The sequence below is a fragment of the Amycolatopsis sp. N2S4-7 genome (genome assembly GCF_058119595.1).
Genome location: NZ_CP172299.1, coordinates 6,860,984 through 6,885,591, shown reverse-complemented (window position 1 = coordinate 6,885,591; position 24,608 = coordinate 6,860,984). Strand labels below are relative to the sequence as shown.

The following is a 24,608-nucleotide window of genomic DNA, read 5'->3' as shown; positions in this document are numbered from 1 at the left end:
ACAGCACTCGTCGTGGCGGGAGCGGCCTGCGTCCGCTAACCGCCGCGGCCGGTGAGTTCCACGAACGCCGGTGGGCCCGGGACGTTGTGGTGGACCGTCAGGTCCGCGACCCGGTCGCCGCTCCAGCCCGGCGTGAAGCTCACGACGAGGGTGCAGCGCCGGCCCGGGGTCACGTCGTGGCCGACGCACGCGCTCGCGTCCACCGCGAAGTCCGTGCCGTCCAGGTCGATCCCGCTGACGCGCAGCGCGCTCGCGCCGACGCTGCGGACCGCCACCGTGCAGGTCGTCGTCGTGCGCACCGGGGTCGTGCCGCAGGCGACCGACTCGGGGACCAGCACGGCGGGATTCTCGGCCGTTCCCACCGGGAACGTCGCCGGGGTTCCGCGCACGAGGTCGAGCACGGTCACGCCGGTGACCGTGAGGACCAGCGCGCCGGTGGCCAGCAGGACGATCGCGATCGCCTTGATGCCACGGGCACTGCCGTCCTTGGCGGTGAACCCGCCGGCCGCCAGGACCGTGACCACCAACGTCGAGATCAGCGTCGCGTTCGGGCCGGCGCCGATCGCCGCCGGGACGAGCGTGCCCAGCAGCGACGCCCCGACCGTGACGGCGAACCCGGTCCAGGAGAAGCGTTTCGCCTCGCGCAACTGGCTCCGCACGGTCGGAGCGCGAGGTTCCGTGACTGTGCTCATGCAGGTAAGAGCGCCGGCCACGCCCGCACGGACGACATTCCCCCGTTCGGCGGTACGGCGACGCTCCCGTGATCTGAGGCACACCGCCGGCAAAGCACCCTGCGGGGTGAACGAACGGTGTTTACATGTCCGGAACGCGCAGCCCGAACCAGAGGTGAGTGATGATCGGATTCGAGACCGACCTGCAGGACCTGCGGGACTCGGCCGCGGCCCTCCAGGGCGCCGCCGGCGCCGCCGAAACCGCGTCGAACGGCCTGCGCGGCACCGACGTCCCCGTCTCCTCCGACGGCGGCGGGCTCTTCGGCGGCATCGCCGGGATGCTGCCCGTGGACAACGCCTTCGGCCGGTCGCTGGGGATGCCCGCGGTCGCCAAGGCCTACAACGACCACCTGGAGAAGATCCAGAAGCTGGTCGCCCGCCTGCACCAGACCACCGCCGACACCAGCCACGCATTGATGCGGGTCGCGGAACTGTACGAAAAGGCCGACGAGGACTCGAAGCAGCGCGTCAACCGCGCGGCCGCGGGCCTGGAAGGGAACTGACGCCGTGGACGGCTACTTCGACTCCGGGCTCGACGCCCAGCCGATGTCCGACGGCGACGACCGCCGCGCGGAACTGCTCGAAGGCGTGTCCGCGGACCTGACCGACGGCGCGAACGACGCGCTGGACGCCCTCGAGATCCTCAAGTACACGGACTGGGTGTTCAGCCTGGGCAACGACGAATCCGGCTTCCGGAAGATGCAGGACGACATCGCGGCCATCTACCGCGAGTTCTCCGACGCCGACATCGACCACGACTCGGCCGACGGCCTGCAGAGCCTGATCATGAAGCACGACGCCGTCTGGAAGCAGCTGCAGCGCGAGTCGGGGCCGAAGCTCGACGACGCGCAGCAGTTCCTCGACGTCTGGCGCGGCTCCGCGGCCAACGCCGTCAAGGCCTACCTCCACGACCTGGCCGAGACCTTCACGGCGGTGACGTCGAAGATCACGGTGCTGGAGAGCGACCTCGTCGCCGCGCGCGAGGCGATCGCGTCGGCCCGCCAGGACCTGAGCAACCTCGGCTCCACGTTCAAGCAGACGGCCGAGGACTACCAGAAGTCGCAGGAGCGCAAGCGCGAATCGGCGATGTCGAAGGTGCTCGCGGCGACGTTCGCGGGCGCGGTCACCGGGCTGCTCGCCGTGGCCACCGGCGGTGCGGGTGCCGCGGCGGGGACGACGATCTTCACCGCGGCCAACGGCGCGCTGGTCGCCGGGAACGCGGCAGGCGGCGCGATCACCGCGGTGGTGGCCAACCAGGCGGAGATCACCGGCGACAACGCGTTCGACCTGTACCAGAGCTTCATCGACAGCGCGGGCAAGATCCGCGACGGCGCCGGCCAGGCCGCCGCAACCCTGGCGGACCGCATCGGCGACGAGGCCGTCGACCTGCCGCCGATCCCCGAGTCACCGGACGTCAGCCCGGGCTCGAGCTTCGACCCGGACAACTTCGAGACCGACCACACCTCGCGGCGGACCGAGGAGAACGTCCGCGACGCGAACGTCGACATCGCTCCCGACGGCCAGGTGTCCGACGGCGGCCACTTGGAGCGCCTGAATGGCTGACCAGACGGCGAAACCCGACCGCGACGCGCTGCTGGCCGAGCTGTCCGCGCTGTCGGCGACGGCGACGTCCACCGACGGCGCGGTTTCGCTGTCGGTCAACACCGACGGCGTGCTCACCCGGCTGCGGCTCACCGACGCCGTCTCGCGGATGTCGCCGGCCGAGATCGCCGACGCCGTCCTGCGGACCTACGTCGACGCGCAGCGGGAGTCGGCGAAACGGACCGGGCAGCTGCTCGCGCCCCTGGGCACCGGCGGCTACCTGATGGACCGGCTGCGCTGGCGGATGCAGTTCGAGCCCGATCCCGTTTCGCCGTCACCCGCCGCTCCTTCGCGCGATGAGCGGACCGACGCGGTGCTGAAGGACCGGTCGGCCGAGGCCCCGGCCGCCCCGCCGCCACCCGGCCCCGTGGCGGACGAAGACTTCTACCGCCAGGGCCCGCGGATGGACCAGGCCTGGTGAGCCGTCAGGCGGGTTTGAGCTCTCCGGTGAAGTAGGCGACGAGGTCCGGGGTGCGGCGCTCACGGCCGATCGAGACGTAGAGCCCGGCCACCCGGCGGTCGTCCGCGCCGAAGAGCACGATCCCCGTGACGCTGCCGACTCCGGCGACGTACTGGCCGTGCAGCCCGCCGCCGTCCCAGGTGCCGCGTTGGACGGTGCCGTCGCCCATCTGCAGCTTCGCTGCCGCCTCGATCTCCTGGACGGTCACGCCCTGGTAGTAGCTGACGGCGGCGCCGTTGCCGAACCCGCAGGTGACGGCTGCCTGGGCGTGCACCAGCCGGGCCACCGAGTCGGCCGCCCGGCAGGTGGCGCGGTCCGGGACGGTGCCGGCCAACGAGCGCAGGCACGGGGTGAACCCGGCTTGGTCGCGCTGGGCCGTCGTGGTGCAGTCCACTGTGGACTGAGCGGCCGATTCACCCTTGGTGGCCAGGACGATCACGGTGACCACGATCGCGACGACGACCAGCACCGCCAGCGCGATGAGCCACGGCTTGGTGTTCTTCGTCGGCGTCGGCGTTGTCGGCGGCGGCGGCGCGTACTGCGGCGGCCGGACGGCCTGCTGCTGCCACGGCTGCGGCCGCGGCGGCGTCACCGGCGGGCGGACCGGTGCGAACGCGGGCACGGTGAGGTCGGTGGCGGTGCCCAGCGGGACGTGGTGCAGCCCGAACGCGACCGCCGTCTCGGGCTGGTCCTGGGTGGTCGGCACGACGCCGAGCTGGCGGCCGAGCAGCGCGGCCAGCAGCGGCATCCGGCTCGGCCCGCCGACGAGGTAGATGCCGGCCAGCTGCGCGGGACTCAGCCCGGCGCGGGCGATCGTCGCACCGAGCAGCTCGGCGCTGCGCAGCAGGCTGGGCCGCACGAGCGCCTCCAGTTCGTCCCGGCTGACCAGGACGTCACCGAACGGCTCGGGCATGGGCACGTGGGTCTGCGCGTGCCGCGACAGGCTTTCCTTGGCGTCGCGGACGTCCTGCAGGAGGGCTCGGCGGAGGCGGCGGTCGGCGGTGGTCTGCGGGCGCAGGAGGCGTTGCCACTGCGCCGGATCGGCGTGCGACACCGACCGGCCGATGTGCACGAGCAGCGCCTGGTCGATGTCGAGGCTGCCGAGGTCGGGCAGGCCGTCCTCGGCGAGCACGGCGAAGCCCTGCTGGTTCACGCCGACGACCGCGCAGTCGAAGGTGCCGGCGCCGAGGTCGTAGACGCCGATGGGACCGGTGTGGGAGTTGCCGAGGCTCGCGTAGTGGGCGGCCGCGGCCACCGGCTCCGGGATCAGCCGTACGTCCCCGAACCCGGCCTTCGTGGCGGCGGTGCGAAGCGCTTCCTGCCGCGTGGCGCCCCAGCCGGCGGGGTGCGAGATCCGGACCTGCCCGGGCGGCCGGCCCAGCTGCCGCTCGGCCTCCTCGCCCATCCGCCGCAGGACCGCGGCGAAGGCGTCGGTGACGTCGATGGTGACGTCGCCGAGCCGCAGGGTGCCCTCGTCGAGGCGCCGCTTGGGGTTGGGCTCGAACCGGCTGGGATCGAGCCGCGCCCGCCGCTCGGCGTCCTGCCCGACGACGAGCAGGCCGTCGTCGTTGACGTAGACGGCGGAGGACATGGTGACGGACCCGTCGACCTCGATGGCCCGCGGCCCGCGTCCGAAGGCGGAGAGCACCCCGACCGTGCTGGAAGTCCCGAAGTCGATCGACAGCACGTCCAAAGCGGTTCCCCTCCCGAGCCCGCGGGCATCGTCTCATGCCCCCGGACGCGAGAAGGGCGGCTCCCCTTCGCGGGGAACCGCCCTTCCTCCGTGCTACCTGACGAGCCGATCAGTCGTTCTCGGCTTCGCCGCTCTGCTCCTCGTGACCGGCGCCGATGCTGACCGGCGGGGCGTCCGGGACCGACGACGGCTTGCGCTCACCGCGGAAGGTGAACTTGGCCTGGTCGTCCTTGTCCTCGGGGTTGCCGCTCCAGCCTTCGACGTCGACCAGGATGATCTGGCCCGGCTCGACCTCGCCGAAGAGGATCTTCTCCGACAGCTGGTCCTCGATCTCGCGCTGGATGGTCCGGCGCAGCGGCCGGGCACCGAGCACGGGGTCGAAGCCGCGCTTGGCCAGCAGGGACTTCGCCTTCGGCGTCAGCTCCAGCTCCATGTCCTTCGCGCGCAGCTGGGTCTCGACCCGGCCGATCATCAGGTCGACCATCATGATGATCTGTTCCTGCGTCAGCTGGTGGAACACGATGATGTCATCGATCCGGTTCAGGAACTCCGGGCGGAAATGCTTCTTCATTTCCTCGTTGACCTTCTGCTTCATCTTCTCGTACCGGGTGCCGGTGTCGTTGGACCCGGCGAACCCGAGCGAGACGGACTTCGAGATGTCCGACGTGCCCAGGTTGGACGTGAAGATGAGGACCGTGTTCTTGAAGTCGACCGTGCGACCCTGACCGTCGGTCAGGCGGCCGTCCTCCAGCACCTGCAGGAGCGTGTTGTAGATCTCCTGGTGCGCCTTCTCGATCTCGTCGAACAGGACCACCGAGAACGGCTTGCGCCGCACCTTCTCGGTCAGCTGGCCGCCCTCTTCGTAGCCGACGTAGCCCGGAGGGGCACCGAAGAGCCGCGAAGCGGTGTAGCGGTCGTGGAACTCACCCATGTCGATCTGGATGAGCGCGTCGTCCTCGCCGAACAGGAACGAGGCCAGCGCCTTGGACAGCTCGGTCTTACCGACACCGGACGGGCCGGCGAAGATGAACGAGCCGGAGGGGCGCTTCGGGTCCTTCAGACCGGCACGCGTACGGCGGATCGCCTGCGAGACGGCCTTGACCGCGTCCTCCTGGCCGATGATGCGCTTGTGGAGTTCGTCCTCCATGCGCAGCAGCCGGGTGGTCTCCTCCTCGGTCAGCTTGAACACCGGGATGCCGGTCCAGTTGGCCAGCACCTCCGCGATCTGCTCGTCGTCGACCTCGGCGACGACGTCGAGGTCGCCGTCCTTCCACTGCTTCTCCCGCTCGCCCTTCTGGCCGAGGAGGGTCTTCTCCTCGTCGCGCAGGCGGGCGGCCCGCTCGAAGTCCTGCGCGTCGATCGCGGACTCCTTGTCGCGGCGGACGTTCGCGATCTTCTCGTCGAACTCGCGCAGGTCCGGCGGCGCGGTCATCCGGCGGATGCGCATCCGGGCGCCGGCCTCGTCGATCAGGTCGATCGCCTTGTCCGGGAGGAACCGGTCGTTGATGTACCGGTCCGCCAGGGTCGCGGCGGCGACCAGCGCCGAGTCGGTGATCGAGACGCGGTGGTGCGCCTCGTACCGGTCACGCAGGCCCTTGAGGATCTCGATGGTGTGCTCCAGCGACGGCTCGCCGACCTGGATCGGCTGGAACCGGCGCTCGAGGGCGGCGTCCTTCTCGATGTACTTGCGGTACTCCTCGAGCGTGGTCGCGCCGATCGTCTGCAGCTCACCGCGGGCGAGCATCGGCTTCAGGATCGAAGCCGCGTCGATCGCACCCTCGGCGGCACCCGCCCCGACCAGCGTGTGCAGCTCGTCGATGAACAGGATGATGTCGCCGCGGGTCTTGATCTCCTTGAGCACCTTCTTCAGGCGCTCTTCGAAGTCACCGCGGTAGCGGGAGCCGGCGACCAGGGAGCCCAGGTCCAGCGTGTAGAGCTGCTTGTCCTTGAGCGTCTCGGGCACCTCGCCCTTGACGATGCTCTGCGCGAGGCCCTCGACGACGGCGGTCTTGCCGACGCCCGGCTCGCCGATGAGCACCGGGTTGTTCTTGGTCCGGCGGGACAGGACCTGCATGACCCGCTCGATCTCCTTGCCGCGCCCGATGACCGGGTCGAGCTTGCCCTCGCGGGCGAGCACGGTCATGTTGCGGCCGAACTGGTCCAGCACCAGCGACGACGACGGGGTGCCCTCACCACGGCCGCCGGAACCGGTTTCGGTGGACTCCTTGCCCTGGTAGCCCGAGAGCAGCTGGAGCACCTGCTGGCGGACGCGGTTCAGGTCCGCACCCAGCTTGACCAGCACCTGCGCGGCGACGCCCTCGCCCTCGCGGATCAGGCCCAGCAGGATGTGCTCGGTGCCGATGTAGTTGTGGCCGAGCTGCAGCGCTTCGCGCAGCGACAGCTCCAGCACCTTCTTGGCGCGCGGCGTGAACGGGATGTGCCCGCTCGGCGCCTGCTGGCCCTGGCCGATGATCTCTTCGACCTGCTGGCGCACGCCCTCCAGGGCGATGCCCAGCGACTCCAGCGCCTTGGCGGCGACACCCTCACCCTCGTGGATCAGACCCAGGAGGATGTGCTCGGTGCCGATGTAGTTGTGGTTGAGCATCCTGGCCTCTTCTTGAGCCAGGACGACCACCCGCCTCGCGCGGTCGGTGAACCTCTCAAACATGTGCACTCCCTCGACTGCTGCGCCGGCGGCCCGTTTCCATCGTGCTTTCACCGCGATGGATTCAGCACCGTGAGACCACTCTAGTAGCCAAGCGGTCGCGCTGGCGTACCACTACGGCTGTTCGCGGTCTTTTCCGCACCCGGACGTGGGGTCTTCCGGATGCTTCCATCTTCAGGTTGCCCTGCACCTTTACGTCAAGCACAACGTGCGGACGGCCACGCGGATTCCGCCATCCGCGCGGTGTCCGCTCACCGCGAACAGTCCGCAAGCTGGGAGTGCCCGCCTCCATCGCCACCCGATTGGCGCAGCAGCCGTCTGCCTGTAAGGTTAGGCAGGCCTAATCCCCTACGGCGCTTCGAGGAGGGCCGCGGTTGAACCAGCAGCGGTCCTTCCGTGACGCACGCGAGGTCGGCGACGGCCTCGCGTCGTCGTTGCGGCGGGTTTCCGGCCGTCAGGAACGCACTGAGCTGCGGCGGGACGTCCCGGTGGGCTGGATCCGCTGTTCGGAGCTCCTGGCGACCCCGGCGTACTTCGACGAGTGGCGCGGCCTCCTCGGCGACTGGCTGCTGCGCGAGCACGACGCGACCCCGTCCCGCACGACGGCCAGCTGGGTGATGACGTGGTACCTCCACGTGCCGGCGTACGTCGGCGCGCTGCTGCTGCACCACGAGCGCCGGGTGCCGTCCCTGAAGCCTTCGGAGCTGGCGTTCCGGCTGGCCGACGACCGCCCCCACCCCGACGGCATGGCCGTGCTGGGTGACGCGTTCCACTGCCTCCCGACCGACCCGGGCTCGGCCCGCCCGGAGGCCACGGTGGTCCGCGACGAGCGCGCGCTGGCGGCGGTGCTGAGGGCCCGCTACCTGGCCCACGCGGCGGCGTTCGTCCGGGCGTACGCCCCGGTGAGCAGGCTGGGCCGCCGCACCCTCTGGGCGGCGGCGACCGACGCGCTGGAGAACTCCCTGTGGTGGGCGGGCCGCCAGGGCGGAACCCCGGAGGCGGAGGGCGCGGGCGTCGCGGACGCGGCGCTGGTCCTGGACGCGCGGTACCCGCCGCTGACGTCGGCGTCGACGTTGCGCCTGGCGGAGGGGGCGGACGGCCACCGGGAGTGGACACGGCGCCGGGAGAGCTGCTGTTTCTCGTACTTGCTCCCGGCGGAGTCGGAGTGCGACGGCTGCCCGCGTACCTGCTCCCGGGAGTCCAGCACCTGACGGGTTCACGGCCTCCAGGCCGGGTCCCGCCCCGAGGCACCGAGCGCCCGCTCCAGCGGCGAAGCGTCCTCCGCCACCGCCACCACCGGCCCGTAAACCCCCATCGAGCGTGCCTGCTCGCCCATCGCCACCGCGGACTCGAACACCGCCGTCGCCGCCTCAGGCGCGCAGCGGAGCTCCTGGCCGCTCGCCCGGGCCAGGTCCCAGCCGTGCAGGACGAACTCGCCCAGCACCATGTCGCCGATCACCGACGCCGGCATCTCGGCCGTGCCCAGCGCCGCCGTGCCCGTCCACGCCGACGGTGTCCCGAAGGCGTCCACCAGCGTCTCCGTCTGCTTCTCCAGCGCCGCGCGCCAGTCGTCCGTGACCAGCGCCGCCTCCGCCTCGCCCGTGGACGGGGACGGCGGGGCCTCGCGGCGGCCCGCGGCGATGAGCCACGGGCCCCAGTACAGGAGGTGGTTCAGCAGCCCGCGCACGTCGTACCCGGCGCAGGGCGTCGGCGCGGTCAGGTCGTCCAGGGCACCGGCCACGCGGAGGAATTCGGCCGCGGCGGGGCGCAGCAACTCGGCAGTCATGCGGCGATCCAAAACCGGCGGCCACCGGGCCGTCTTGAACGAACGCGACAGCTACCGTTGAGCCGTGGCGCACCGGATCCCGCGCGGCATCGTGGCCGAGGCCACCGCGCGCACGATGTTCACGCTGACCAGGTACCCGCCCACGCCCGAGCTGGCGGACTTCGTCGACTACCACTGGGTGCTGCGCTGGGACCTGCGCGGCAAACCGCCCCACGAGCAGCGGGTGCTGCCGAACCTCGCGGTCAACGTGACGTTCTTCCCCGGCGCCTCCGGCGTCCACGGCCCCGCCCGGGACGTCTTTTCCCACCGCCTGGAGGGCCGCGTGCAGGGCTTGGGGGCGCGATTCCGGCCCGGTTGCTTCCGCGCGTTCCTCGGCGCCCCCGTGAGTGACATCGCCGACCGGGCCGTCCCGCTCACGGACGTTTTCGGACCGAAGGCGATCGACGCCGCGGAATCGGTGCGCACGGCGGCCGGTGACGCGCAAATGGTCCGTGCGATCGACAACTTGCTGATCGCAAAACCGGTGACGCTCTCGGCGGCCGCGCGCCGGGCGGCCGAGGCCGTGGAATCAATCGCCCGCGATCCCGGAATTACCCGGGTGGCGCAACTCTGTGCGGATACTGGACTAACCACCCGGTCCTTGCAGCGGCTGTTCGCCGAACACGTCGGCTGCCCGCCCAAGTGGGCGATCCGGATATACCGGCTGAACGACGCGGCGCACCGGATCGCCACCGAAGGACCGCCGGATTACGCCGGACTGGCGGTTCGACTGGGCTATAGCGACCAGTCGCACTTCATCCGCGATTTCCGGACGGTGACCGGACAGTCGCCCGGCGAGTACGCCCGGACGTCCCGCGCCGCCGCCGAACGCGAACCGGACAACGATCGGACATGAAGAAAGCCGCCGGGCGAATTCGCCCGGCGGCCACCGCCGTAAACCCCGCTTGCCGAGATTGTCCTGCCGTCACCGGCGCGAGACAGCCGCTGGTCAGCGACCTGCGATCAGCCCGCGCGGAGCCGGTGCGAACAATCTTCAGTTCTTCTTGTGGTAGGCCTCGACGACCTCGGAGGGGATGCGGCCCCGGTCCGAAACCGCGTAACCGTTCTTGCGCGCCCAGGCCCGAATGGCCTGGTTCTGCTCACGGTCGACCGCGGCCGGGCGGGCCGAGGCCTTACCCGCCACCGGGCGCCCGGAAGCGCGCTTGCGGCCACCCGCGCGACGCGCGTGTTCGACGTACTGGGCCAGGGCGTCCCGCAGCTCCTCGGCGTTTTCCGAAGAGAGGTCGATCTGGTAGCTGACTCCGTCCAAACCGAACTCGACGGTCTCTTCCGCCTCACTGCCGTCCAGGTCGTCGACCAGCGAGACGAGCACCTTCTGTGCCATCTGTTTCCTCCTGCGGGGCTTACTCAATGATCTGGTTACGGGGCGAGCCCCGGGACAGAAGACTTTGTCTAGAACATTAGTACCCGCTTCGGGAGGGCAGCGCAAATCTCATTGGGATAACCGACGGCTATCCTCACACGGCCGGGTTATTCGGGACGCACCAGCGGGAAGAGGATCGTCTCCCGGATACCGAGACCGGTCAGCGCCATGAGGAGCCGGTCGATACCCATTCCGACGCCGCCGCTCGGCGGCATTCCGTACTCCAGGGCACGGAGGAAATCCTCGTCGAGCCGCATGGCTTCGCTATCGCCCTGCGCGGCGAGGAGGGACTGTTCGGTGAGCCGTTCCCGTTCGACGACCGGATCGACCAGCTCGGAGTATCCGGTGGCGAGTTCGAATCCGCGCACGTAGAGGTCCCACTTCTCGGCCACGCCGGCCCGTGAGCGGTGCTGGCGCGTCAATGGCGACGTCTCCAGCGGAAAATCACGGACAAAGGTCGGGGCGTGCAGGTGATCTCCGACGAGGTGTTCCCACAGTTCCTCGACCAGCTTCCCGTGCCCGAGCTTCGGATCCACTTCCAGGCCCCTGGCCTGCGCGAATCCGAGCAGTTTGGCGGCGGGCGTCTCCGGCGTCACCTCTTCGCCGAGGGAATCGGACAACGACTCGTACATTCCGAGAGTGGTCCATTCGCCGGACAGGTCGTACTCCGAACCGTCGGGCAGGGTGACGACCTGGGTGTCCAGCACCGCCTGCGCGGCCTCCTGGATCAGCTCCCGGGTCATCACCGCATTCGTGTCGTACGTGGCGTAGGCCTCGTAGTACTCGAGCATCGCGAACTCCGGCGAGTGCGAGGAGTCGCTGCCCTCGTTCCGGAAGTTGCGGTTGATCTCGAAGACCTTCTCGATGCCGCCGACGACGCAGCGCTTGAGGTAGAGCTCCGGCGCGATCCGCAGGAACAGCTCCATGTCGAACGCGTTCGAGCGCGTGACGAACGGGCGGGCCGCGGCGCCGCCGTGCAGCGTCTGCAGCATCGGCGTCTCGACCTCGGTGAACCCGCGCCGGTGGAACGACTCCCGCAGCGACCGGACTACGCCGGCGCGCGTGCGCACGACGTCCCGCGCGCGCGGGCGCATGATGAGGTCGACGTACCGCTGGCGGATCCGCGTCTCCTCGGCCAGGTCCTTGAAGGCGTTGGGCAGCGGGCGCAGCGCCTTCGACGTGATGCGCCAGCTGTCGGCCATCACGGAGAGCTCGCCGCGCTTGGACGTGATCACCTCGCCGTGCACGAACACGTGGTCGCCGAGGTCGACGTCGGACTTCCACGCCGCCAGCGCGTCCTCGCCGACCTTCGCCAGGCTGATCATCGCCTGGAGTTCGGTGCCGTCACCCTCGCGGAGGCTCGCGAAGCACAGTTTGCCCGTATTGCGCAGGAACATCACCCGGCCGGTGACGCCGACCACGTCGCCGGTGGCGGTGTCGGCGGGCAGCCCGGAATGCGCCGCACGCACATCGGCGAGCGAGTGCGTACGGGGTACCTCGACCGGGTAAGGATCGATACCCTCGGCGAGGATCCGGTCGCGCTTCTCCCGGCGCACCCGCATCTGCTCGGGCAGTTCGTCTTCGGCGGGCTCGCTGGTGGAAGCGGGGTTTTCGGTCATGGCCCATAGGGTACGAACCCCGCGGCGCGCTACGCCAACCGGATTACCTTTCCTTTCCCTCCATTAACCTGGGCCGCGTGAGTGAACCCACACCGGACCTCCACGCCCAGCGGGCTTCTTCGTTCGGCAGCCGGGCCGGCGCGTACGCCGAGCACCGGCCCGATTACCCGCGGGAGGCGATCGAGTGGGGCCTTTCCGGGGTGACCGGAACCGCGCACCGGGTCCTCGATCTCGGCGCCGGAACCGGCAAACTCACCCTGGGCCTGGCCGGGCTCGGCCTCGACGTCACCGCGGTCGAACCCGATCCGGAAATGCGCGCCGAACTGGCGCGGGTCGTGCCGACGGCGACGTCGCTGGCCGGACAGGCGGAACGGATCCCGTTGCCCGACGCCGTCGTCGACGCGGTTTTCGTCGGCCAGGCGTTCCATTGGTTCGACGTCCAGCCGGCGATGACCGAGATCGCCCGCGTGCTGCGCCCGGGTGGCGTGCTGGTGCCGATGTGGAACTACGAAGACGATTCCGTGCCGTGGGTCGCCGAGTTCGCGAAACTCGGCCGGACCGGGGTGAGCAGCGCGTGGATCGAAGGCAGGCGGCAGCCCGCCACGCACCCGGAGTTCGACTCTTTCGAAAGCCGGACGTTTCGGCACGCGCAACGGCGCACCGCGGAAAGCCTCGTGGAAACGATCGCCACGCATTCGCACATGATCGTCGCGGATCCGGCGGACGCGGCCGCCGGATTGGCGGAGATCCGCCGCTTCCTCGCGGCGAATCCGCACACCGCATCCGGCGAGTTCGACCTGCCGCTGCGCACTTGGGTGTTCCGCGCCCGGCGGCATTGACCTCGATCAAACTGGAGGTTCCATACTGCGGTCATGAGCAGGAAATCCCTGGGGCGAGCACTGATCTCGCTGACCTCTTTGGTGACCGCAGTGGGCCCGTACCGCGCCGACTGGAACGAGACCCACGTGCACAACCCGGCGTGGCCACCGCACGCGAAGTTCCACAACGGCCAGACGATGAGCCTGGGGCTCGCGCTGGGCGTCACCAGCCTGTGGCAGCTGTGGCGGGCCCCTTCGGCGCGCACCGGCCTCGACACCGGGGCGCTGCTGGCGTCGCTGTACTGGGTGACGCAGATTTCGGCGCTGGCCTACCCGGGTTCGAAGGCGGTGGACCCACCGGGAACCGCGCGGTTCCCGCAGGCGAAGATCGCGTTCCCGGCGTTGGCGGTGACAGCGCTGGGGTACGTGCTGGAGCGCCGCCGCCTGGCCCGCGGCTGACGACCGGACCGGGTCAGGACCGGATGTTGCGCTCGTAGACCAGCCGCAAGCCCAGCAGCGTCAGATCCGGGACGTGGTCGGTGATCGTCTCCGACTCGCTGATCACCAGCGGGGCCAACCCACCCGTGGCGAGCACCGCCACCGGTTCCGTTCCGCCCGGTGACAGCTCGCGGACGATCCGGCGCACCAGTCCGTCCACCTGGCCGGCGAACCCGTACAGGATCCCCGACTGCAGGCACTCCACCGTGTTCTTGCCGATCACCGACCGCGGCGGGACCAGTTCGACCTTGCGCAGCGCCGCCGCGCGCAACGCCAGTGCGTCCACCGAAATCTCGATGCCCGGGGCGAACGCTCCGCCGAGGAACTCGCCCCGGGCCGAGATCGCGTCCACGTTCGTCGACGTGCCGAAGTCGACCACCACGCACGCCGTGCTGTGGAGGTGGTGCGCGGCCAGCGTGTTCGCCAGCCGGTCCGCGCCCACCTCCTTCGGGTTGTCCACCAGCAGGGCCACGCCCGTGCGCACCCCCGGCTCGACGACGATCTTCGGGATCCGGGCGTAGTAGCGCGCCAGCATCACCCGCAGCTCGCGCAGCACCGCCGGCACCGTCGACAAAGCACTGATCCCCGTGACGGCGTCCGCGTGCGGGCCGAGCAGCCCGCGGACCGTCAGCGCCAGCTCGTCGGCCGTCATGCGGGCGTCCGTCCGCATGCGCCAGTCGCCGACCAGTGAGCTGCCGGACCACAGGCCCAGCACGATGTTCGTGTTGCCGACGTCGACGGTGAGCAGCAAGCGGGTCAGCTTTCCGCGTGCAGCAGCGCGTCGAGGCGGCGGGCGTCCGCCGTCTCGGCCACCGGGAACACGGCCGTCTCCTCGTCCGGCGGCAGGGTCACCGTGCCGGACAGCAGTCCGGAGCCCTCCGGCGCGTGGCCGGGGTCGGTGTGCCGGTGGACGATCCGGTTGTCCGCGTCGACGAACACGACCCGCGGTTCGTACGTCGCCGCCTCGGCGTCGTCCATCTGGCCGTACGAGATCAGGATGACCAGGTCACCCGGGTGCACCAGGTGCGCCGCGGCGCCGTTGATGCCGAGCACCCCGCTGCCGCGCTCGCCCTTGATGACGTAGGTCTCCAGCCGCGCCCCGTTGGTGACGTCCACAATGGACACCTGTTCCCCCGGCAGCAGGTCCGCGGCCTCCATCAGGTCTTCGTCGACCGTCACCGAGCCGACGTAGTGCAGGTCCGCCTGGGTCACGGTGACCCGGTGGATCTTCGACTTGAGCATCGTGCGGTACATCGTGGACTCCTATTCCCCTGCGTCCCGCTCCGGGTGTGCCGGGTGCTCTACCGCAGCGCCGAGCAACACCGGAACGTTGTCGATCAGCCGGGTGCTCCCCACCCGGGCGGCGATCAACAGTCGTGCCTCACCGTCGACGGGCGCGGGCCCGAGGTCGGTTCCCCTCAACTCCAGGTAATCCACCTCGACCGCAGGACGCGCGGCGAGGGTCTTCCACGCGGTCTCGAGGACCGCGGCCGCCCCGTCCCGGCCGACGAACGCCCCCGCGGTGAGGGCGGCCGACAGGACGATGGCGTCTTCGCGCTGCTCAGGCGTCAGGTAGACGTTGCGCGATGACAGCGCCAGCCCGTCGCGCTCACGCACGGTCGGCACGCCGATGACGCGCGTGTCGATGTTCAGGTCCTTGACCATCCGCTTGATCAGCACCAGCTGCTGGTAGTCCTTCTCGCCGAAGAACGCGTAGTCCGGGCGAAGCAGGTTGAACAGCTTCGCCACGACGGTCAGCACCCCGGCGAAGTGCCCGGGCCGGGCGGCGCCCTCCAGCTCGTCGCCGAGCGGGCCGGGGTGCACGGTCACCGTGGCACCTTCGGCGTAGAGGGCGTCGGCACTCGGCGTGAACGCGATTTCGACGCCGTCCTCGGCCAGCACGGCCAGGTCGGCGTCCAGCGGACGCGGGTAGGCCTCGAAGTCCTCGCCCGCGCCGAACTGCAGCGGGTTGACGAAGATCGAGGTGGCCACGACGGTGTTCGGCAGCCGCTTCGCGCGGCGGATCAGCTCGCGGTGCCCGGCGTGCAGCGCGCCCATGGTCGGCACGAGCGCCAGCTTGCGCCCGACGCCGTGCAGCGCCCGGCTGACCTGGCTCACGTGCTCGGGCGGCGCGAACGTGTTCAGGGTGCCGCGGCTGAATTTCGGTGTGGTCACTGGTCTTGGTGCCCTTCGGCGGGATCTTCGAGGAGTTCGGTGAGGTCTTTGGCGGCCGCGGTGTCCAGCAGCCCGGCAGCCGTCGAACGCGCCACCGTGCGCCTGGCCAGCGCGCGGTAGGACGGCGCCACGTCCGGCGCCCGGTCCGCGAGCACCTCGAGGTGCTTGCGGACGGTGCCGAGATCGCCACGGGCGACCGGGCCGGTGAGCGCGCGGTCGCCGTGTCGGAGCACATTATCCAACGCGGCCGAAAGCAGTGGCGCCACCAGGCGCTCCGACTGCGCGATTCCGGCCTGGCGCAACAGGTCCGCGCAGTCGGCGACCAGCGTCATCAGGTGGTTCGCGCCGTGCGCCAACGCAGCGTGGTAGAGCGCTCGCGCGGAGTCGGGGATCCGCACCGGCTCGGCGCCCATCTCGACGGCGAGCGCTTCGCCGACGTTCCACGCCGCCTCGTCGTCCTCCGCCGCCGTGACGCCGATGCTGCACGCCGCCAGCCGTTCGAGGTCCTCCTCGCGGCCGGTGAACGTCATCGCCGGGTGCAGCGCGAGCGGCAGCGCCCCGGCCTCGGCCGCGGGCGCCAGGACGTCGATGCCGTGCGCGCCCGAGGTGTGCACGACGATCTGCCCCGGCCGCAGCGACTCGGTCGCGACGAGCCCGCGGACCATCCCGGCCAGCGCGTCGTCGGGGAGGGCGAGCAGCACCAGGTCCGCCCGGCGGACGGTTTCGTCGGGCGGCAGGAGGGGCACGTCGGGCAGGAGGCGTTCGGCTCTCGCCAGTGACGAGGCGGACAGGCCGGACGCGGCGACCACCGTGTGCCCCGCCCGGGCCAGCGCGGCACCGAGCACACTGCCCACCCGGCCGGCGGACACGACGCCGACCGCGAGGCGAGCGGGCCTCATCATGGCGTGCGCCTGTGGACGCTCATGGTTCGCAGACTCCCTCTGCTCTCGTTCCAGTCCCGCTCCGGGTACCGGACGACGGCGCGAGACTAACTCGATTAAGCGCGCACCGTTGAGCCCGGGTGACCAGCTTCACCCGGACCGGGTCACCCGCGGGCGGCCTCGTCGGCGAGGCGCGTCGCCTCCGCGCGAGCGGCCTTCAACGTGCGCAGCAGCTCCTGCTGGCGCTGCCGGTCGGTGTCGCTGCGGAGCTGGTGCCGGTCCAGGAACGCGAGCTCCGTCACGCTCGCCTGGTACACCGCGACGGCCCTCGCGGCCTGCTTGCCGGACTGGCGTTTCGCCTGACGGCGCCAGGCGCGGCGGCCGGGCAGGCTGGCCAGCAGGTCGACCTCCGAGGGCGCGATCCAGCGCGCCGCGGCCATGTGCGGCAGGGCGGCGGCGATGATCCGCTGCTCCCGCCGTCGCTGCAGGACGACCAGGTACACGACGCCGAGGAACAACGGCACCATGATCAGGAAGTACACGGTGAGGAACTTCGACCCACCGAGCAGCGCGGCGCTGTTCCACAGGGCGTGCAGGCAGACGGCGGCCAGGTAGCCGGCGAGCGGCGCGATGACCCGCATCGCCTTGGTGGTCGTCCGCGCGGCGATCCCGATCCCGATGCCGGTGAGCACCGCGAACAGCGGGTGCGTGAACGGCGCCAGCACGCCACGCAGGAAGAACGCCGTGATGACGCCCTGGCTGTGCCCGTCGCCGAAGCCGTAGTCGGCGAACGCGCGGCCGAAGTAGTAGATGTTCTCGGTGAACGCGAACCCGGCGGCGCTGAACCCCGCGTAGACGACGCCGTCCACGACGCCGTCGAACTCGCTGGAGCGGCGCCACAGGATCAGCACCACGAACAGCGCCTTCGCGGCCTCCTCGACGACCGGGGCCGACACCAGCGCGGCGAGGGTGTTGCCGCTGCCGGAGCCGAGCAGCTCGTCACCGACCGCCTCGGCGGTGGTGTTGATGAGCAGCGCGGTGATCGTCGCGATGCAGGCGCCCCAGGCGAACGCGAGCAGCAGGAACTTCGCCGGCTCGGGCTCCCAGCGGTCGACCCACAGGAACCCCGCGACCACCCCGGCGACCGGCACCAGCGCGGCCAGCACGCCGATCGTCACGGCGAGCGGGCCGACCCGCGCCGTCGCCAGGCCGAACAGGAAGAGGCCGCACAGGGCCACCACGATCAGCCCGAGCACCGGCAGCAGCACGGTGATCCGGCGAGGCCGCCGTCCGCGATCCAGTCCCGTCGCGGGCGAGAGGGTTCCGCTCACAGCCGGTCACCCTACGCAGACCGGACGCGGACCGGAATGCGAACCCCGCCTCAGTCCTCGGCGCGCCGGCGGCGCCGCGGCGTCGCCGCCGTTCCGCCGTTCGCGGCCAGCAGCTCGCTCACCGAACGGCCCGCGGCGTGGGAGCCGCTGCCCGGGGCCGGCTCGGCGGCGCGACGGCCGTTGCGGGCGGCGTGCCCGTTGCCGTTGCCGTTGTGCCCGTTGCCGTTCTGCTCGACGTCCGCCGGGTCGACCGGGGTCATGTTGCGCCGCGACATGGACGCCCGCTCGGCGATCATGCCTTCCCACGCCGGCGGTTCACCGTCCGGACGGCGGCGGCGGCCACCCGCGGGCTCGGGCGGCGGCGCGGGCACGGCGGGCATCTGCTGGGAGTCGTCCGGCTTGCGGCGACGGCCCCCGGAGCGGCCCTGGAAGTTGCGCACCGACTCCGGCAGCGTCGGGTTCGCCATCGGCGCCTCGGCCGGGGCCTGGGCCGCCGGCTCGGCGGGCGCGCGGTGCGAACCACCGTGGCGGGACGGCGGCTCGTCGAGGATCGGCGACATGTCGGCCCGCGAGAACTGCTCCAGCCGCGACGGACGCCGCCCATCAGCGGCCGGTACCGGCGTGGTCGGCGGCACGACCGGCGGCAGGTCGGTGCGCGACGGCTGCTGCCGCGCCGCCGGGCTGGTGCTCGGCACCGGCGTCGTCGGCGGGACGATCGGGATGTCGGTGCGCGACGCCGAGGCGCCCCGCGGCATCGGCGGCTTGGCCGGCGTCGGCTCGGGCGGCTTCGGCCGGTTCGGCCGCTGCCGCTCGGCGAAGTCGTCGCGGTTCTGGAAGGCCGCGCTCAGGTCGGTCACCGGGCGGATGTCCGACCGGGACATCTCGGACGGCTTCGGCGGCGGCGGCACACTGGCCGCCGGGCGGCCCGGCGCCGGCCGCGGCGGCTCGGGCGCCTTGCGCGGCTCGGGGCGCCCGCCGTTCGGCTGGCCGCCGACACGGGGCAGGTCCGGCCGCGACATCTCGACGCGCGGGATGTCGGGACGCGACATCTCGACGCGCGGAATGTCCGAACGGGACCGCTCGACCCGCGGAATGTCCGAACGGGACCGCTCCACGCGCGGGATGTCCGGGCGGGACATCTCCACCCGGGGAATGTCCGGCCGCGACATCTCGACGCGCGGGATGTCGGGGCGCGACATCTCCACCCGCGGGATGTCGGGACGCGACATCTCGACGCGGGGAATGTCCGGACGCGACATCTCGGCGGGCCGCATCGCGGGGCGCGAGAGCTCCGCGCGCCGCGCGGGCGGCGGCTCGGGACGGCGGATCTCCGTCTTCGGCTCCGCGGGACGGCGGATCTCGGTCTTGGGCTCGACCCGGGGCACATCGCGGCGCGTCGGCTCGGCGGCGGCTTCCGGACGGCGCTCGGGCTGCTTCGCCACTTCTTCCGGCTTCGGCAAGCGCATCGGCTGCGACTCGGCCTGGCGGCGGGCCGCCTCGGCGCGCAGCTCGGCGGCCTTCATCTCCCGCTGGGCGGCGTTCAGCGCCGGGTCGACCGGCGGCACCGGCGGACGGCGTTCGCTCAGCGGCTTCGGCCGGGCCATCTGCTGGGTGCTCTGCACGGAGACGTTCGCCGGGGTCTTCGGGACCGGCTTGCCGCCGAAGCCCTTGCCCTTGCCGAGGCCCTTGCCGTTCGCGGGCTTGCCGCCCGAAGCCTTGCGGCGGCGCTCGTCCAGGACGCGGTCGATCAGCTCGGTCGGCCGCTCGCCCGCCTCGACCACCGGCTTCTTGCCGGCCATCAGCTGGGCCGGCTTCTTCTTCGGCGCGCCGTCGGTGACCATGCGGTTGTCGTCGGAGAGCTTGCGCATCCGGGTCGCCTGCGCGGTCAGCGCGACGCGCTCGAGCAGCACCTCGCCGCCGAACAGCGACTGGAGGCTGTCGCGCAGCGCGGAAACCTCGTTGCGCAGCGCCTCCAGCTCCTCGCGGCCCCGGGAGTCGGCCGCGGTGCGGTTCTCCGCTTCCATCTCCAGTTCGTACTCGCGCCGGGCCGCGATCTCGCGTTCCAGCTCCAGCTCGTACACCGCCTGCGCCTCGGCGACCGCGTCCTCGCTCTGTGCCGCGTGCTTGCGGTACTTCACGGCGAGGAACGCGCCGATCAGGGCGGCCCAGAGGGCGGCGACGATGCCGAGCCGGAGGTACCGGAGGTCGTCGCTGAGCACCAGTGCGAGGGTGGCTCCGATGGCGAGGACAAAGCCGACAACGAGCCACGGCCTGCCCAGTAGGCGGCCGCGCGAGTCGTCACCCACGCCGGTCATGACTGACACCGTACCTGCTCGTAATCCGAACGAGACCTACTCGGTCCAGCGAGCGGTGGGATTCCAGCGCTAACCGGTCGTCCCGCGGGTGCGCTCGCGCTCTTGGTCGCGGGGGGTCCGGCAGCAGTGTTCGAGCCACAAACCCGCTGCTACCAGGGCCGCGGAGGAAACCACGCCGACTATCCCGGCGCGGGTGTCGAGGACCGCGGCGACGAGTTCGTCACGTCGCGGAAAAAGGTAGGCGAGCGCGGCCAGCCAGGCGCCGCCCATGAACGCTCCGGCGAGTGACGAAGCTTTGGCGAGCGCCACCGATCGGGCGACCCCGATAGCGGCAACGACCCGGCCGCTCTTGATCCGTGAGCGAATGGCGAACGCGAGCACCGCCTCGATCACGGCCAGCACCGCGAAGGTGACGCCGGCGAACGTGGGCAACTGGGGCAGCTCGCCGTAGGCCACCAGGAAGAGCAGGTAGCCGAGGACCAGGCCGAGCAGCCCGGCCACCACCAGGTCACGGGGCCGGGTGAAGTGCATGCCCCAACCGTACCGACTCCGCCGGCCGGACCTCGGAACTAAGGTTGACTCTCCACCGACTGGAGAGTTCATCATGCGTCTTGTGGGCACCACCGCGACCTTCACCATCGGCGAGCTGGCCCGGCGGACCGGCCTGCCGGTCAAGACCATCCGCTTCTACTCGGACGAGGGCCTGCTGCCCCCGACCGAGCGGACGGACGCCGGCTACCGGCTCTACGACGCCGCGGCGATGGCCCGGCTCGAGCTCGTCCGCACCCTGCGGGAGCTGGGGCTGGGCCTCGCCGACGTCTCGGCCGCGCTGACCCGGTCGACGACCGTCGGCGAGCTGGCGACCCGGCACGTCGAAGCGCTCGACGAGCAGATCCGGCGGCTTCGGCTGCGCCGGGCGGTGCTGCGCGCGGTGGCCAAACGTGATTCCGAACTGGAGGAAGTGAAGCTGATGAACCGTCTCGCGTCGATGTCCGACGAGGAGCGCAAGCGGCTGGTCGACGAGTTCTGGGACGAGATGGTCGCGGGACTCGACGTGGACCAGGAGTTCTACCGGCGGATGCGCTCGGGGAAGCCCGAGCTGCCCGACGACCCGTCGCCCGAGCAGCTCGAGGCCTGGATCGAGTTCGCCGAACTGGTGCAGGACCCGGACTTCCGGACCTTGATCCGCCAGATGAGCGAAACGCAGGCGCGGCAGATCCGCGAAGGCGACTTCCAGCAGCCGGCGGACGCCTGGCAGCAGAACTGGCCGGGCTGGGTCTCCCGCGCGGAGGCGGCCGTGAAGGCCGGCGAATCGCCCACGTCGGAGACGGGGCAAACGCTTGCGGCCGAGATCGCGGCGGCCACCGCCCGCGCGGACCAGGACCCGGCGTCGGCGGAGTTCCGCGCGGAGATGGCGGACCGGTTCGCGACGAGCGGCGACCCCCGGGCCGAGCGTTACTGGCAGTTGCTGGCGACCATCAACGGCTGGCCGCCGGTCCCGACGGCCCAGCCCGCGGTCCGGTTCATGGTCGCGGCCCTGCGCGGCTGACTCGTGCGAAACAGCGTGGGCAAGCTCCCTGTCGCCGACCCGAGACGGCGACTCGGCGATCCACCGGCCGCCGGGGGTTGACTTGCTCAGCGCAGTGCGAAGTCCGTCCGGCGGACCGTGGCGACCTCGTCCGCCGGCCGGGCGGCGAGCAGCGTGGCGATCGGGCCGTGCCCGGGCAGCACCGCGGCCGGCTCGATCTCCACCCACGGCACCAGCACGCTCGCGCGGTCCGGTGTCCCGGGGTGCGGCAGCAGCAGCTCCGGGTTGTCGGACGTCACGCCGTCCACCGTGACCACGTCGACGTCCAGGGTCCGCGGGCCCCAGCGCAGCTCGCGGACCCGGCCGGCGGCCTGCTCGGCCGCCTGCCCGGTGCGCAGCCACGCCCAGTGGTCCCGCGCCGGGTCGTCGACGACGCACACGGCGTTGAGGAAGTCCGGCTGGTCCTCGACGCCCCACGCCTTCGTCTCGTACACGCTCGACACGGCGACCAGCGCGGGCCGCACGGCGTCCAGCGCCAGCTCGAGGAACGCCAGCCGGTCACCCAGGTTCGAGCCGAGGGAGAGAACGGCGCGGCTCATCGGTCGCGCCGCACCGTCACGGCGACGTCGTCGAAGGTCAGCGGGATCGGCGCCGACGGCTTGTGGACGGTCACCTCGACCGCGCTCAGCCGCTCGTCGCGCAGCACCTCGTCGGCGATCTTGCCCGCGACGCTCTCGATGAGGTCGTACGGCTCGCCCGCGACGATCCCCGCCGCCAGCTCGGCCAGCTCGCCGTAGTGCAGGGTCTTGGTCAGGTCGTCCGACGCGGCGGCGGGCCCGAGGTCCAGCCACACGGTGACGTCGACGACGAACTCCTGGCCGTCCCGCTTCTCGTGCTCGAACACGCCGTGGCGGCCGAAGACCCGCAGGCCGGTCAGCGTGATCCGATCAGACATCCGGTGAACCCTTCCACCACGCCGCGGCCACCGTGACCGCGTCCAGCGACGCCCCGACTTCGTGCACCCGCACACCCCACGCACCCGCGGCCGCGGCCAGGGCGGAGATCGCCGCCGTCGCGTCCTCGCGGCCGTCCGGCGGACGCGGGGTGCCGTCCTTCGCGGACAGCAGGCGGCCGAGGAACCGCTTGCGCGAGGCGCCGACGAGCACCGGGAAACCGAGGGAAAGCACCGAGTCCAGGCCGCGCAGCAACGCCCAGTCGTGCTCGGCGTTCTTCGCGAAGCCGAGCCCCGGGTCGAGCACGATCGCGCTCTCGGCCACGCCCGCCGCGAGCGCAGCGTCCACTCTGGACAGCAGTTCGGCGCGGACGTCGGCCACGACGTCCTCGTACTCGGCGAGCGCCTGCATGTCTTCGCTGTGCCCACGCCAGTGCATCAGCACCCACGGCACGCCGGCCTCGGCCGCGACCCGGGCCATGGCCGGATCGGCCAGCCCACCCGAAACGTCGTTGATCACCTTCGCGCCGGCTTCGAGCGCCGCGGCGGCGACGGCCGCGCGCGTGGTGTCGACCGACAGCGCCATGCCTTCGGCGGCGAGGGTCTTGATCACCGGCAGGACGCGCTGCAGTTCGGTCTCGGCGTCCACCCGGGACGCCCCCGGCCGCGTCGACTCCCCGCCGACGTCGATCAGGTCGGCACCGCGCGCCCACATCTCGCGGGCGTGCTCCAGCGCCTGGTCGAGCCCGAGGTACCGGCCACCGTCCGAAAAGGAATCCGGCGTCACGTTCAGCACGCCCATCACGACGCACCGGCCGGGCGCGGGGAGCCCCACGCTCACCGGCGCGCCTTGATGAGGTCGAGCGCCTCCGCCCGTGACGACGGCGAGGTCTTCAGCTGGCCCCGCACCGCGGACGTGGTCGTGCGGGCGCCGGGCTTCCGGATGCCGCGCATGGCCATGCAGAGGTGCTCGGCCTCGATCACGACGATCACGCCCCGCGGCTCGAGCTTCCGCACGATGGCGTCGGCGACCTGGGAGGTGAGCCGTTCCTGAACCTGGGGGCGCTTGGCGTAGAGGTCGACGAGACGCGCCAGTTTGGAGAGCCCGGTGACCTTTCCGCCGGCGTTCGGGATGTACCCGACGTGCGCGACGCCGTGGAAGGGCACCAAATGGTGCTCACAGTTATGCGTTAAATGTCCCGCAATCAAAAAGGTCGGATGCGGCTCGCATTTGAAACTGTAAACAGTATAGGGTTTGGCGCCAGTCGCTGTCACCGGTGTCACCGACTCGACCTGCACGTACTCGGACTCGATCAGGTCGGTTGCGTAGTCGTCCTGGGGGAAGCCATGCTTCCGGAACCAGCTGTCCGCGACGTACAACCGAGACGCGGTATCACCGGTGTTCGCGGTGAACCGGGCACCGATGATCGTCGCCAGGTCCTCGAGGAACGGCGTGTTGGCACTCGCGATGATGCGGCCTGCCGAATGCTTGCTCCGGTGTCCGTCCCCATCGACGTATCCGTCGAGGAAGCCGTTGAACGTCGACAAGTCGTTGAGGACGACCACCGGGAACCGCTGACGCATGTGGTGGGCGTCGCCGCCGACGTACTGCCGCATCAGGTCGGCCAGGAAGGACGACACCACTCGAACGCGGAACCCAGGGAGGTCGCGTCCCAGGTAGCCGGACGGCCGCGAAGTCGGTTCGACCTTCGCGTCGATACCGAACGCGCGGTGCAGCGACTCGGCGAACTTCTTCGCGTAGTCACGATCGTTCACGACAAGCGACACGGACCGGTCGGCGACCGTGCCGTCGGCGCAGACCGTGCCGATGACATAGCCGAAGTCGTATCCCGGGGTGGGGCGCCGGCGATCCCGGCAGAGCTTCTTCGGGTGCGTCCATTCAATGAACGTGCCCTCGACGTCCTTGGCTTCCTTCCAGCCCTCCGGAGTCGCCAAAGGATGGTCGGGAGTGACGAGGAACTTGCCCACTGAGGTCTTCACCTCGACCAGCTCACGCGTCTGGTGCGAGCTGATCTCGGTGACCTCGGTCTCCTCGACGTTGCCGTCGACGAGCGTCCAGAGCTTGTCACCCACCTGCACGTCAGCAGCCTGCTTCCGGCCGCCGACGGCG

At 71.1% G+C, this 24,608-nt stretch carries 24 protein-coding genes and 1 pseudogene; 8 read left to right on the top strand and 17 right to left on the bottom strand.

Annotation, left to right across the window (positions count from 1 at the left end; translation table 11 throughout):
* Positions 1-35 precede the first annotated feature (35 nt).
* Positions 36-659 (bottom strand): Ig-like domain-containing protein, encoded by a 624-nt coding sequence (locus ACH54P_RS32650; protein ID WP_489907149.1) that lies wholly within the window; start codon positions 657-659, stop codon positions 36-38.
* A 194-nt stretch (positions 660-853) separates the two neighbouring features.
* On the opposite strand from ACH54P_RS32650, the gene ACH54P_RS32645 reads away from it, so the two are divergent.
* From ACH54P_RS32645 to ACH54P_RS32635, 3 genes are read left to right on the top strand one after another with little or no spacing between them, the layout of a single operon-like run.
* Positions 854-1,234: a hypothetical protein gene (locus ACH54P_RS32645; protein ID WP_489907148.1), complete on the top strand. Its 381-nt coding sequence runs from the start codon at positions 854-856 to the stop codon at positions 1,232-1,234.
* Between the two features lie 4 nt (positions 1,235-1,238).
* The gene (locus ACH54P_RS32640; protein ID WP_489907147.1) at positions 1,239-2,294 is read left to right on the top strand and encodes a hypothetical protein; all 1,056 of its coding nucleotides are present in this window, start codon (positions 1,239-1,241) and stop codon (positions 2,292-2,294) included.
* Positions 2,287-2,754: a YbaB/EbfC family nucleoid-associated protein gene (locus ACH54P_RS32635; RefSeq protein WP_489907146.1), complete on the top strand. Its 468-nt coding sequence runs from the start codon at positions 2,287-2,289 to the stop codon at positions 2,752-2,754. The genes ACH54P_RS32640 and ACH54P_RS32635 overlap by 8 nt, the downstream gene beginning before the upstream one ends.
* Before the next feature lie 4 nt (positions 2,755-2,758).
* Here ACH54P_RS32635 and ACH54P_RS32630 read toward each other — a convergent pair whose 3' ends face one another.
* Together ACH54P_RS32630 and ACH54P_RS32625 are read right to left on the bottom strand one after the other, a co-directional pair.
* On the bottom strand, positions 2,759-4,486 hold the full coding sequence (locus ACH54P_RS32630) for an Hsp70 family protein (RefSeq protein WP_489907145.1): 1,728 nt from the start codon (positions 4,484-4,486) through the stop codon (positions 2,759-2,761).
* Between the two features lie 109 nt (positions 4,487-4,595).
* On the bottom strand, positions 4,596-7,154 hold the full coding sequence (locus tag ACH54P_RS32625; protein WP_489907144.1) for an ATP-dependent Clp protease ATP-binding subunit: 2,559 nt from the start codon (positions 7,152-7,154) through the stop codon (positions 4,596-4,598).
* Between the two features lie 371 nt (positions 7,155-7,525).
* On the opposite strand from ACH54P_RS32625, the gene ACH54P_RS32620 reads away from it, so the two are divergent.
* A complete protein-coding gene (locus ACH54P_RS32620; protein ID WP_489907143.1) occupies positions 7,526-8,362 on the top strand; it encodes a (2Fe-2S)-binding protein in 837 nt (278 codons plus the stop codon).
* Between the two features lie 5 nt (positions 8,363-8,367).
* On the opposite strand, the gene ACH54P_RS32615 is transcribed toward ACH54P_RS32620, so the two are convergent.
* Positions 8,368-8,937 carry a TIGR03086 family metal-binding protein gene (locus ACH54P_RS32615; RefSeq protein ID WP_489907142.1) on the bottom strand — a complete coding sequence of 190 codons (570 nt, stop codon included), beginning with the start codon at positions 8,935-8,937 and terminating at the stop codon, positions 8,368-8,370.
* A 64-nt stretch (positions 8,938-9,001) separates the two neighbouring features.
* On the opposite strand from ACH54P_RS32615, the gene ACH54P_RS32610 reads away from it, so the two are divergent.
* Positions 9,002-9,832 carry a DUF6597 domain-containing transcriptional factor gene (locus ACH54P_RS32610; RefSeq protein WP_489907141.1) on the top strand — a complete coding sequence of 277 codons (831 nt, stop codon included), beginning with the start codon at positions 9,002-9,004 and terminating at the stop codon, positions 9,830-9,832.
* Positions 9,833-9,970: 138 nt separating this feature from the next.
* Here ACH54P_RS32610 and ACH54P_RS32605 read toward each other — a convergent pair whose 3' ends face one another.
* Both ACH54P_RS32605 and lysS read right to left on the bottom strand, forming a co-directional pair.
* Positions 9,971-10,321 carry a histone-like nucleoid-structuring protein Lsr2 gene (locus ACH54P_RS32605; RefSeq protein ID WP_489907140.1) on the bottom strand — a complete coding sequence of 117 codons (351 nt, stop codon included), beginning with the start codon at positions 10,319-10,321 and terminating at the stop codon, positions 9,971-9,973.
* Positions 10,322-10,467: 146 nt separating this feature from the next.
* On the bottom strand, positions 10,468-11,979 hold the full coding sequence (gene lysS, locus ACH54P_RS32600; RefSeq protein ID WP_489907139.1) for a lysine--tRNA ligase: 1,512 nt from the start codon (positions 11,977-11,979) through the stop codon (positions 10,468-10,470).
* 77 nt (positions 11,980-12,056) lie between these two features.
* On the opposite strand from lysS, the gene ACH54P_RS32595 reads away from it, so the two are divergent.
* Together ACH54P_RS32595 and ACH54P_RS32590 are read left to right on the top strand one after the other, a co-directional pair.
* On the top strand, positions 12,057-12,818 hold the full coding sequence (locus ACH54P_RS32595; RefSeq protein ID WP_489907138.1) for a class I SAM-dependent methyltransferase: 762 nt from the start codon (positions 12,057-12,059) through the stop codon (positions 12,816-12,818).
* Between the two features lie 33 nt (positions 12,819-12,851).
* The gene (locus tag ACH54P_RS32590; RefSeq protein ID WP_489907137.1) at positions 12,852-13,256 is read left to right on the top strand and encodes a DUF6640 family protein; all 405 of its coding nucleotides are present in this window, start codon (positions 12,852-12,854) and stop codon (positions 13,254-13,256) included.
* Positions 13,257-13,269: 13 nt separating this feature from the next.
* On the opposite strand, the gene ACH54P_RS32585 is transcribed toward ACH54P_RS32590, so the two are convergent.
* The 7 genes from ACH54P_RS32585 to ACH54P_RS32555 all read right to left on the bottom strand — a co-directional run bounded on the left by ACH54P_RS32585 (position 13,270) and on the right by ACH54P_RS32555 (position 20,528).
* A complete protein-coding gene (locus ACH54P_RS32585; protein WP_489907136.1) occupies positions 13,270-14,046 on the bottom strand; it encodes a type III pantothenate kinase in 777 nt (258 codons plus the stop codon).
* 5 nt (positions 14,047-14,051) lie between these two features.
* Positions 14,052-14,549, bottom strand: coding sequence for an aspartate 1-decarboxylase (gene panD / locus ACH54P_RS32580; RefSeq protein ID WP_364562529.1), 498 nt, complete (start codon positions 14,547-14,549; stop codon positions 14,052-14,054).
* A 9-nt stretch (positions 14,550-14,558) separates the two neighbouring features.
* The gene (gene panC, locus ACH54P_RS32575) at positions 14,559-15,470 is read right to left on the bottom strand and encodes a pantoate--beta-alanine ligase (protein WP_489907135.1); all 912 of its coding nucleotides are present in this window, start codon (positions 15,468-15,470) and stop codon (positions 14,559-14,561) included.
* Positions 15,467-16,426, bottom strand: coding sequence for a Rossmann-like and DUF2520 domain-containing protein (locus ACH54P_RS32570; protein ID WP_489916762.1), 960 nt, complete (start codon positions 16,424-16,426; stop codon positions 15,467-15,469). Before ACH54P_RS32570 ends, panC begins: the two co-directional genes overlap by 4 nt.
* Positions 16,427-16,515: 89 nt before the next feature.
* Positions 16,516-17,619 carry a PrsW family intramembrane metalloprotease gene (locus tag ACH54P_RS32565; RefSeq protein WP_489916760.1) on the bottom strand — a complete coding sequence of 368 codons (1,104 nt, stop codon included), beginning with the start codon at positions 17,617-17,619 and terminating at the stop codon, positions 16,516-16,518.
* A gap of 113 nt (positions 17,620-17,732) precedes the next feature.
* Complete coding sequence (locus ACH54P_RS32560) at positions 17,733-19,997, bottom strand: DUF6779 domain-containing protein (RefSeq protein ID WP_489907134.1); 2,265 nt, start codon at positions 19,995-19,997, stop codon at positions 17,733-17,735.
* Between the two features lie 69 nt (positions 19,998-20,066).
* Positions 20,067-20,528, bottom strand: coding sequence for a DUF3180 domain-containing protein (locus ACH54P_RS32555; protein WP_489907133.1), 462 nt, complete (start codon positions 20,526-20,528; stop codon positions 20,067-20,069).
* An 82-nt stretch (positions 20,529-20,610) separates the two neighbouring features.
* On the opposite strand from ACH54P_RS32555, the gene ACH54P_RS32550 reads away from it, so the two are divergent.
* A complete protein-coding gene (locus tag ACH54P_RS32550; RefSeq protein WP_489907132.1) occupies positions 20,611-21,546 on the top strand; it encodes a MerR family transcriptional regulator in 936 nt (311 codons plus the stop codon).
* Between the two features lie 86 nt (positions 21,547-21,632).
* Here the strand turns inward: ACH54P_RS32550 and folK are convergent, their stop codons facing one another.
* The 4 genes and pseudogenes from folK to folE all read right to left on the bottom strand — a co-directional run.
* On the bottom strand, positions 21,633-22,124 hold the full coding sequence (gene folK, locus ACH54P_RS32545) for a 2-amino-4-hydroxy-6-hydroxymethyldihydropteridine diphosphokinase (protein WP_489907131.1): 492 nt from the start codon (positions 22,122-22,124) through the stop codon (positions 21,633-21,635).
* Entirely contained in the window at positions 22,121-22,480 is a 360-nt protein-coding gene (folB, locus tag ACH54P_RS32540) for a dihydroneopterin aldolase (protein ID WP_489907130.1), read from the bottom strand. Before folB ends, folK begins: the two co-directional genes overlap by 4 nt.
* Positions 22,473-23,279 (bottom strand): dihydropteroate synthase, encoded by an 807-nt coding sequence (gene folP / locus ACH54P_RS32535; protein ID WP_489916758.1) that lies wholly within the window; start codon positions 23,277-23,279, stop codon positions 22,473-22,475. Before folP ends, folB begins: the two co-directional genes overlap by 8 nt.
* 35 nt (positions 23,280-23,314) lie before the next feature.
* A pseudogene (gene folE, locus ACH54P_RS32530) lies at positions 23,315-23,659 on the bottom strand (GTP cyclohydrolase I); the annotation flags it as partial.
* Positions 23,660-24,608 lie beyond the last annotated feature (949 nt).

Coding starts and splice junctions, on each gene's coding strand:
- ACH54P_RS32645 (WP_489907148.1), top strand. CDS start 854: ATGATCGGATTCGAGACCGACCTGCAGGACCTGCGGGACTCGGCCGCG.
- panD (WP_364562529.1), bottom strand. CDS start 14,549: ATGTACCGCACGATGCTCAAGTCGAAGATCCACCGGGTCACCGTGACC.
- ACH54P_RS32590 (WP_489907137.1), top strand. CDS start 12,852: ATGAGCAGGAAATCCCTGGGGCGAGCACTGATCTCGCTGACCTCTTTG.
- folB (WP_489907130.1), bottom strand. CDS start 22,480: ATGTCTGATCGGATCACGCTGACCGGCCTGCGGGTCTTCGGCCGCCAC.
- ACH54P_RS32635 (WP_489907146.1), top strand. CDS start 2,287: ATGGCTGACCAGACGGCGAAACCCGACCGCGACGCGCTGCTGGCCGAG.
- ACH54P_RS32615 (WP_489907142.1), bottom strand. CDS start 8,937: ATGACTGCCGAGTTGCTGCGCCCCGCCGCGGCCGAATTCCTCCGCGTG.
- ACH54P_RS32625 (WP_489907144.1), bottom strand. CDS start 7,154: ATGTTTGAGAGGTTCACCGACCGCGCGAGGCGGGTGGTCGTCCTGGCT.
- folK (WP_489907131.1), bottom strand. CDS start 22,124: ATGAGCCGCGCCGTTCTCTCCCTCGGCTCGAACCTGGGTGACCGGCTG.
- lysS (WP_489907139.1), bottom strand. CDS start 11,979: ATGACCGAAAACCCCGCTTCCACCAGCGAGCCCGCCGAAGACGAACTG.
- ACH54P_RS32555 (WP_489907133.1), bottom strand. CDS start 20,528: ATGCACTTCACCCGGCCCCGTGACCTGGTGGTGGCCGGGCTGCTCGGC.
- ACH54P_RS32605 (WP_489907140.1), bottom strand. CDS start 10,321: ATGGCACAGAAGGTGCTCGTCTCGCTGGTCGACGACCTGGACGGCAGT.
- folP (WP_489916758.1), bottom strand. CDS start 23,279: ATGGGCGTGCTGAACGTGACGCCGGATTCCTTTTCGGACGGTGGCCGG.
- ACH54P_RS32560 (WP_489907134.1), bottom strand. CDS start 19,997: ATGACCGGCGTGGGTGACGACTCGCGCGGCCGCCTACTGGGCAGGCCG.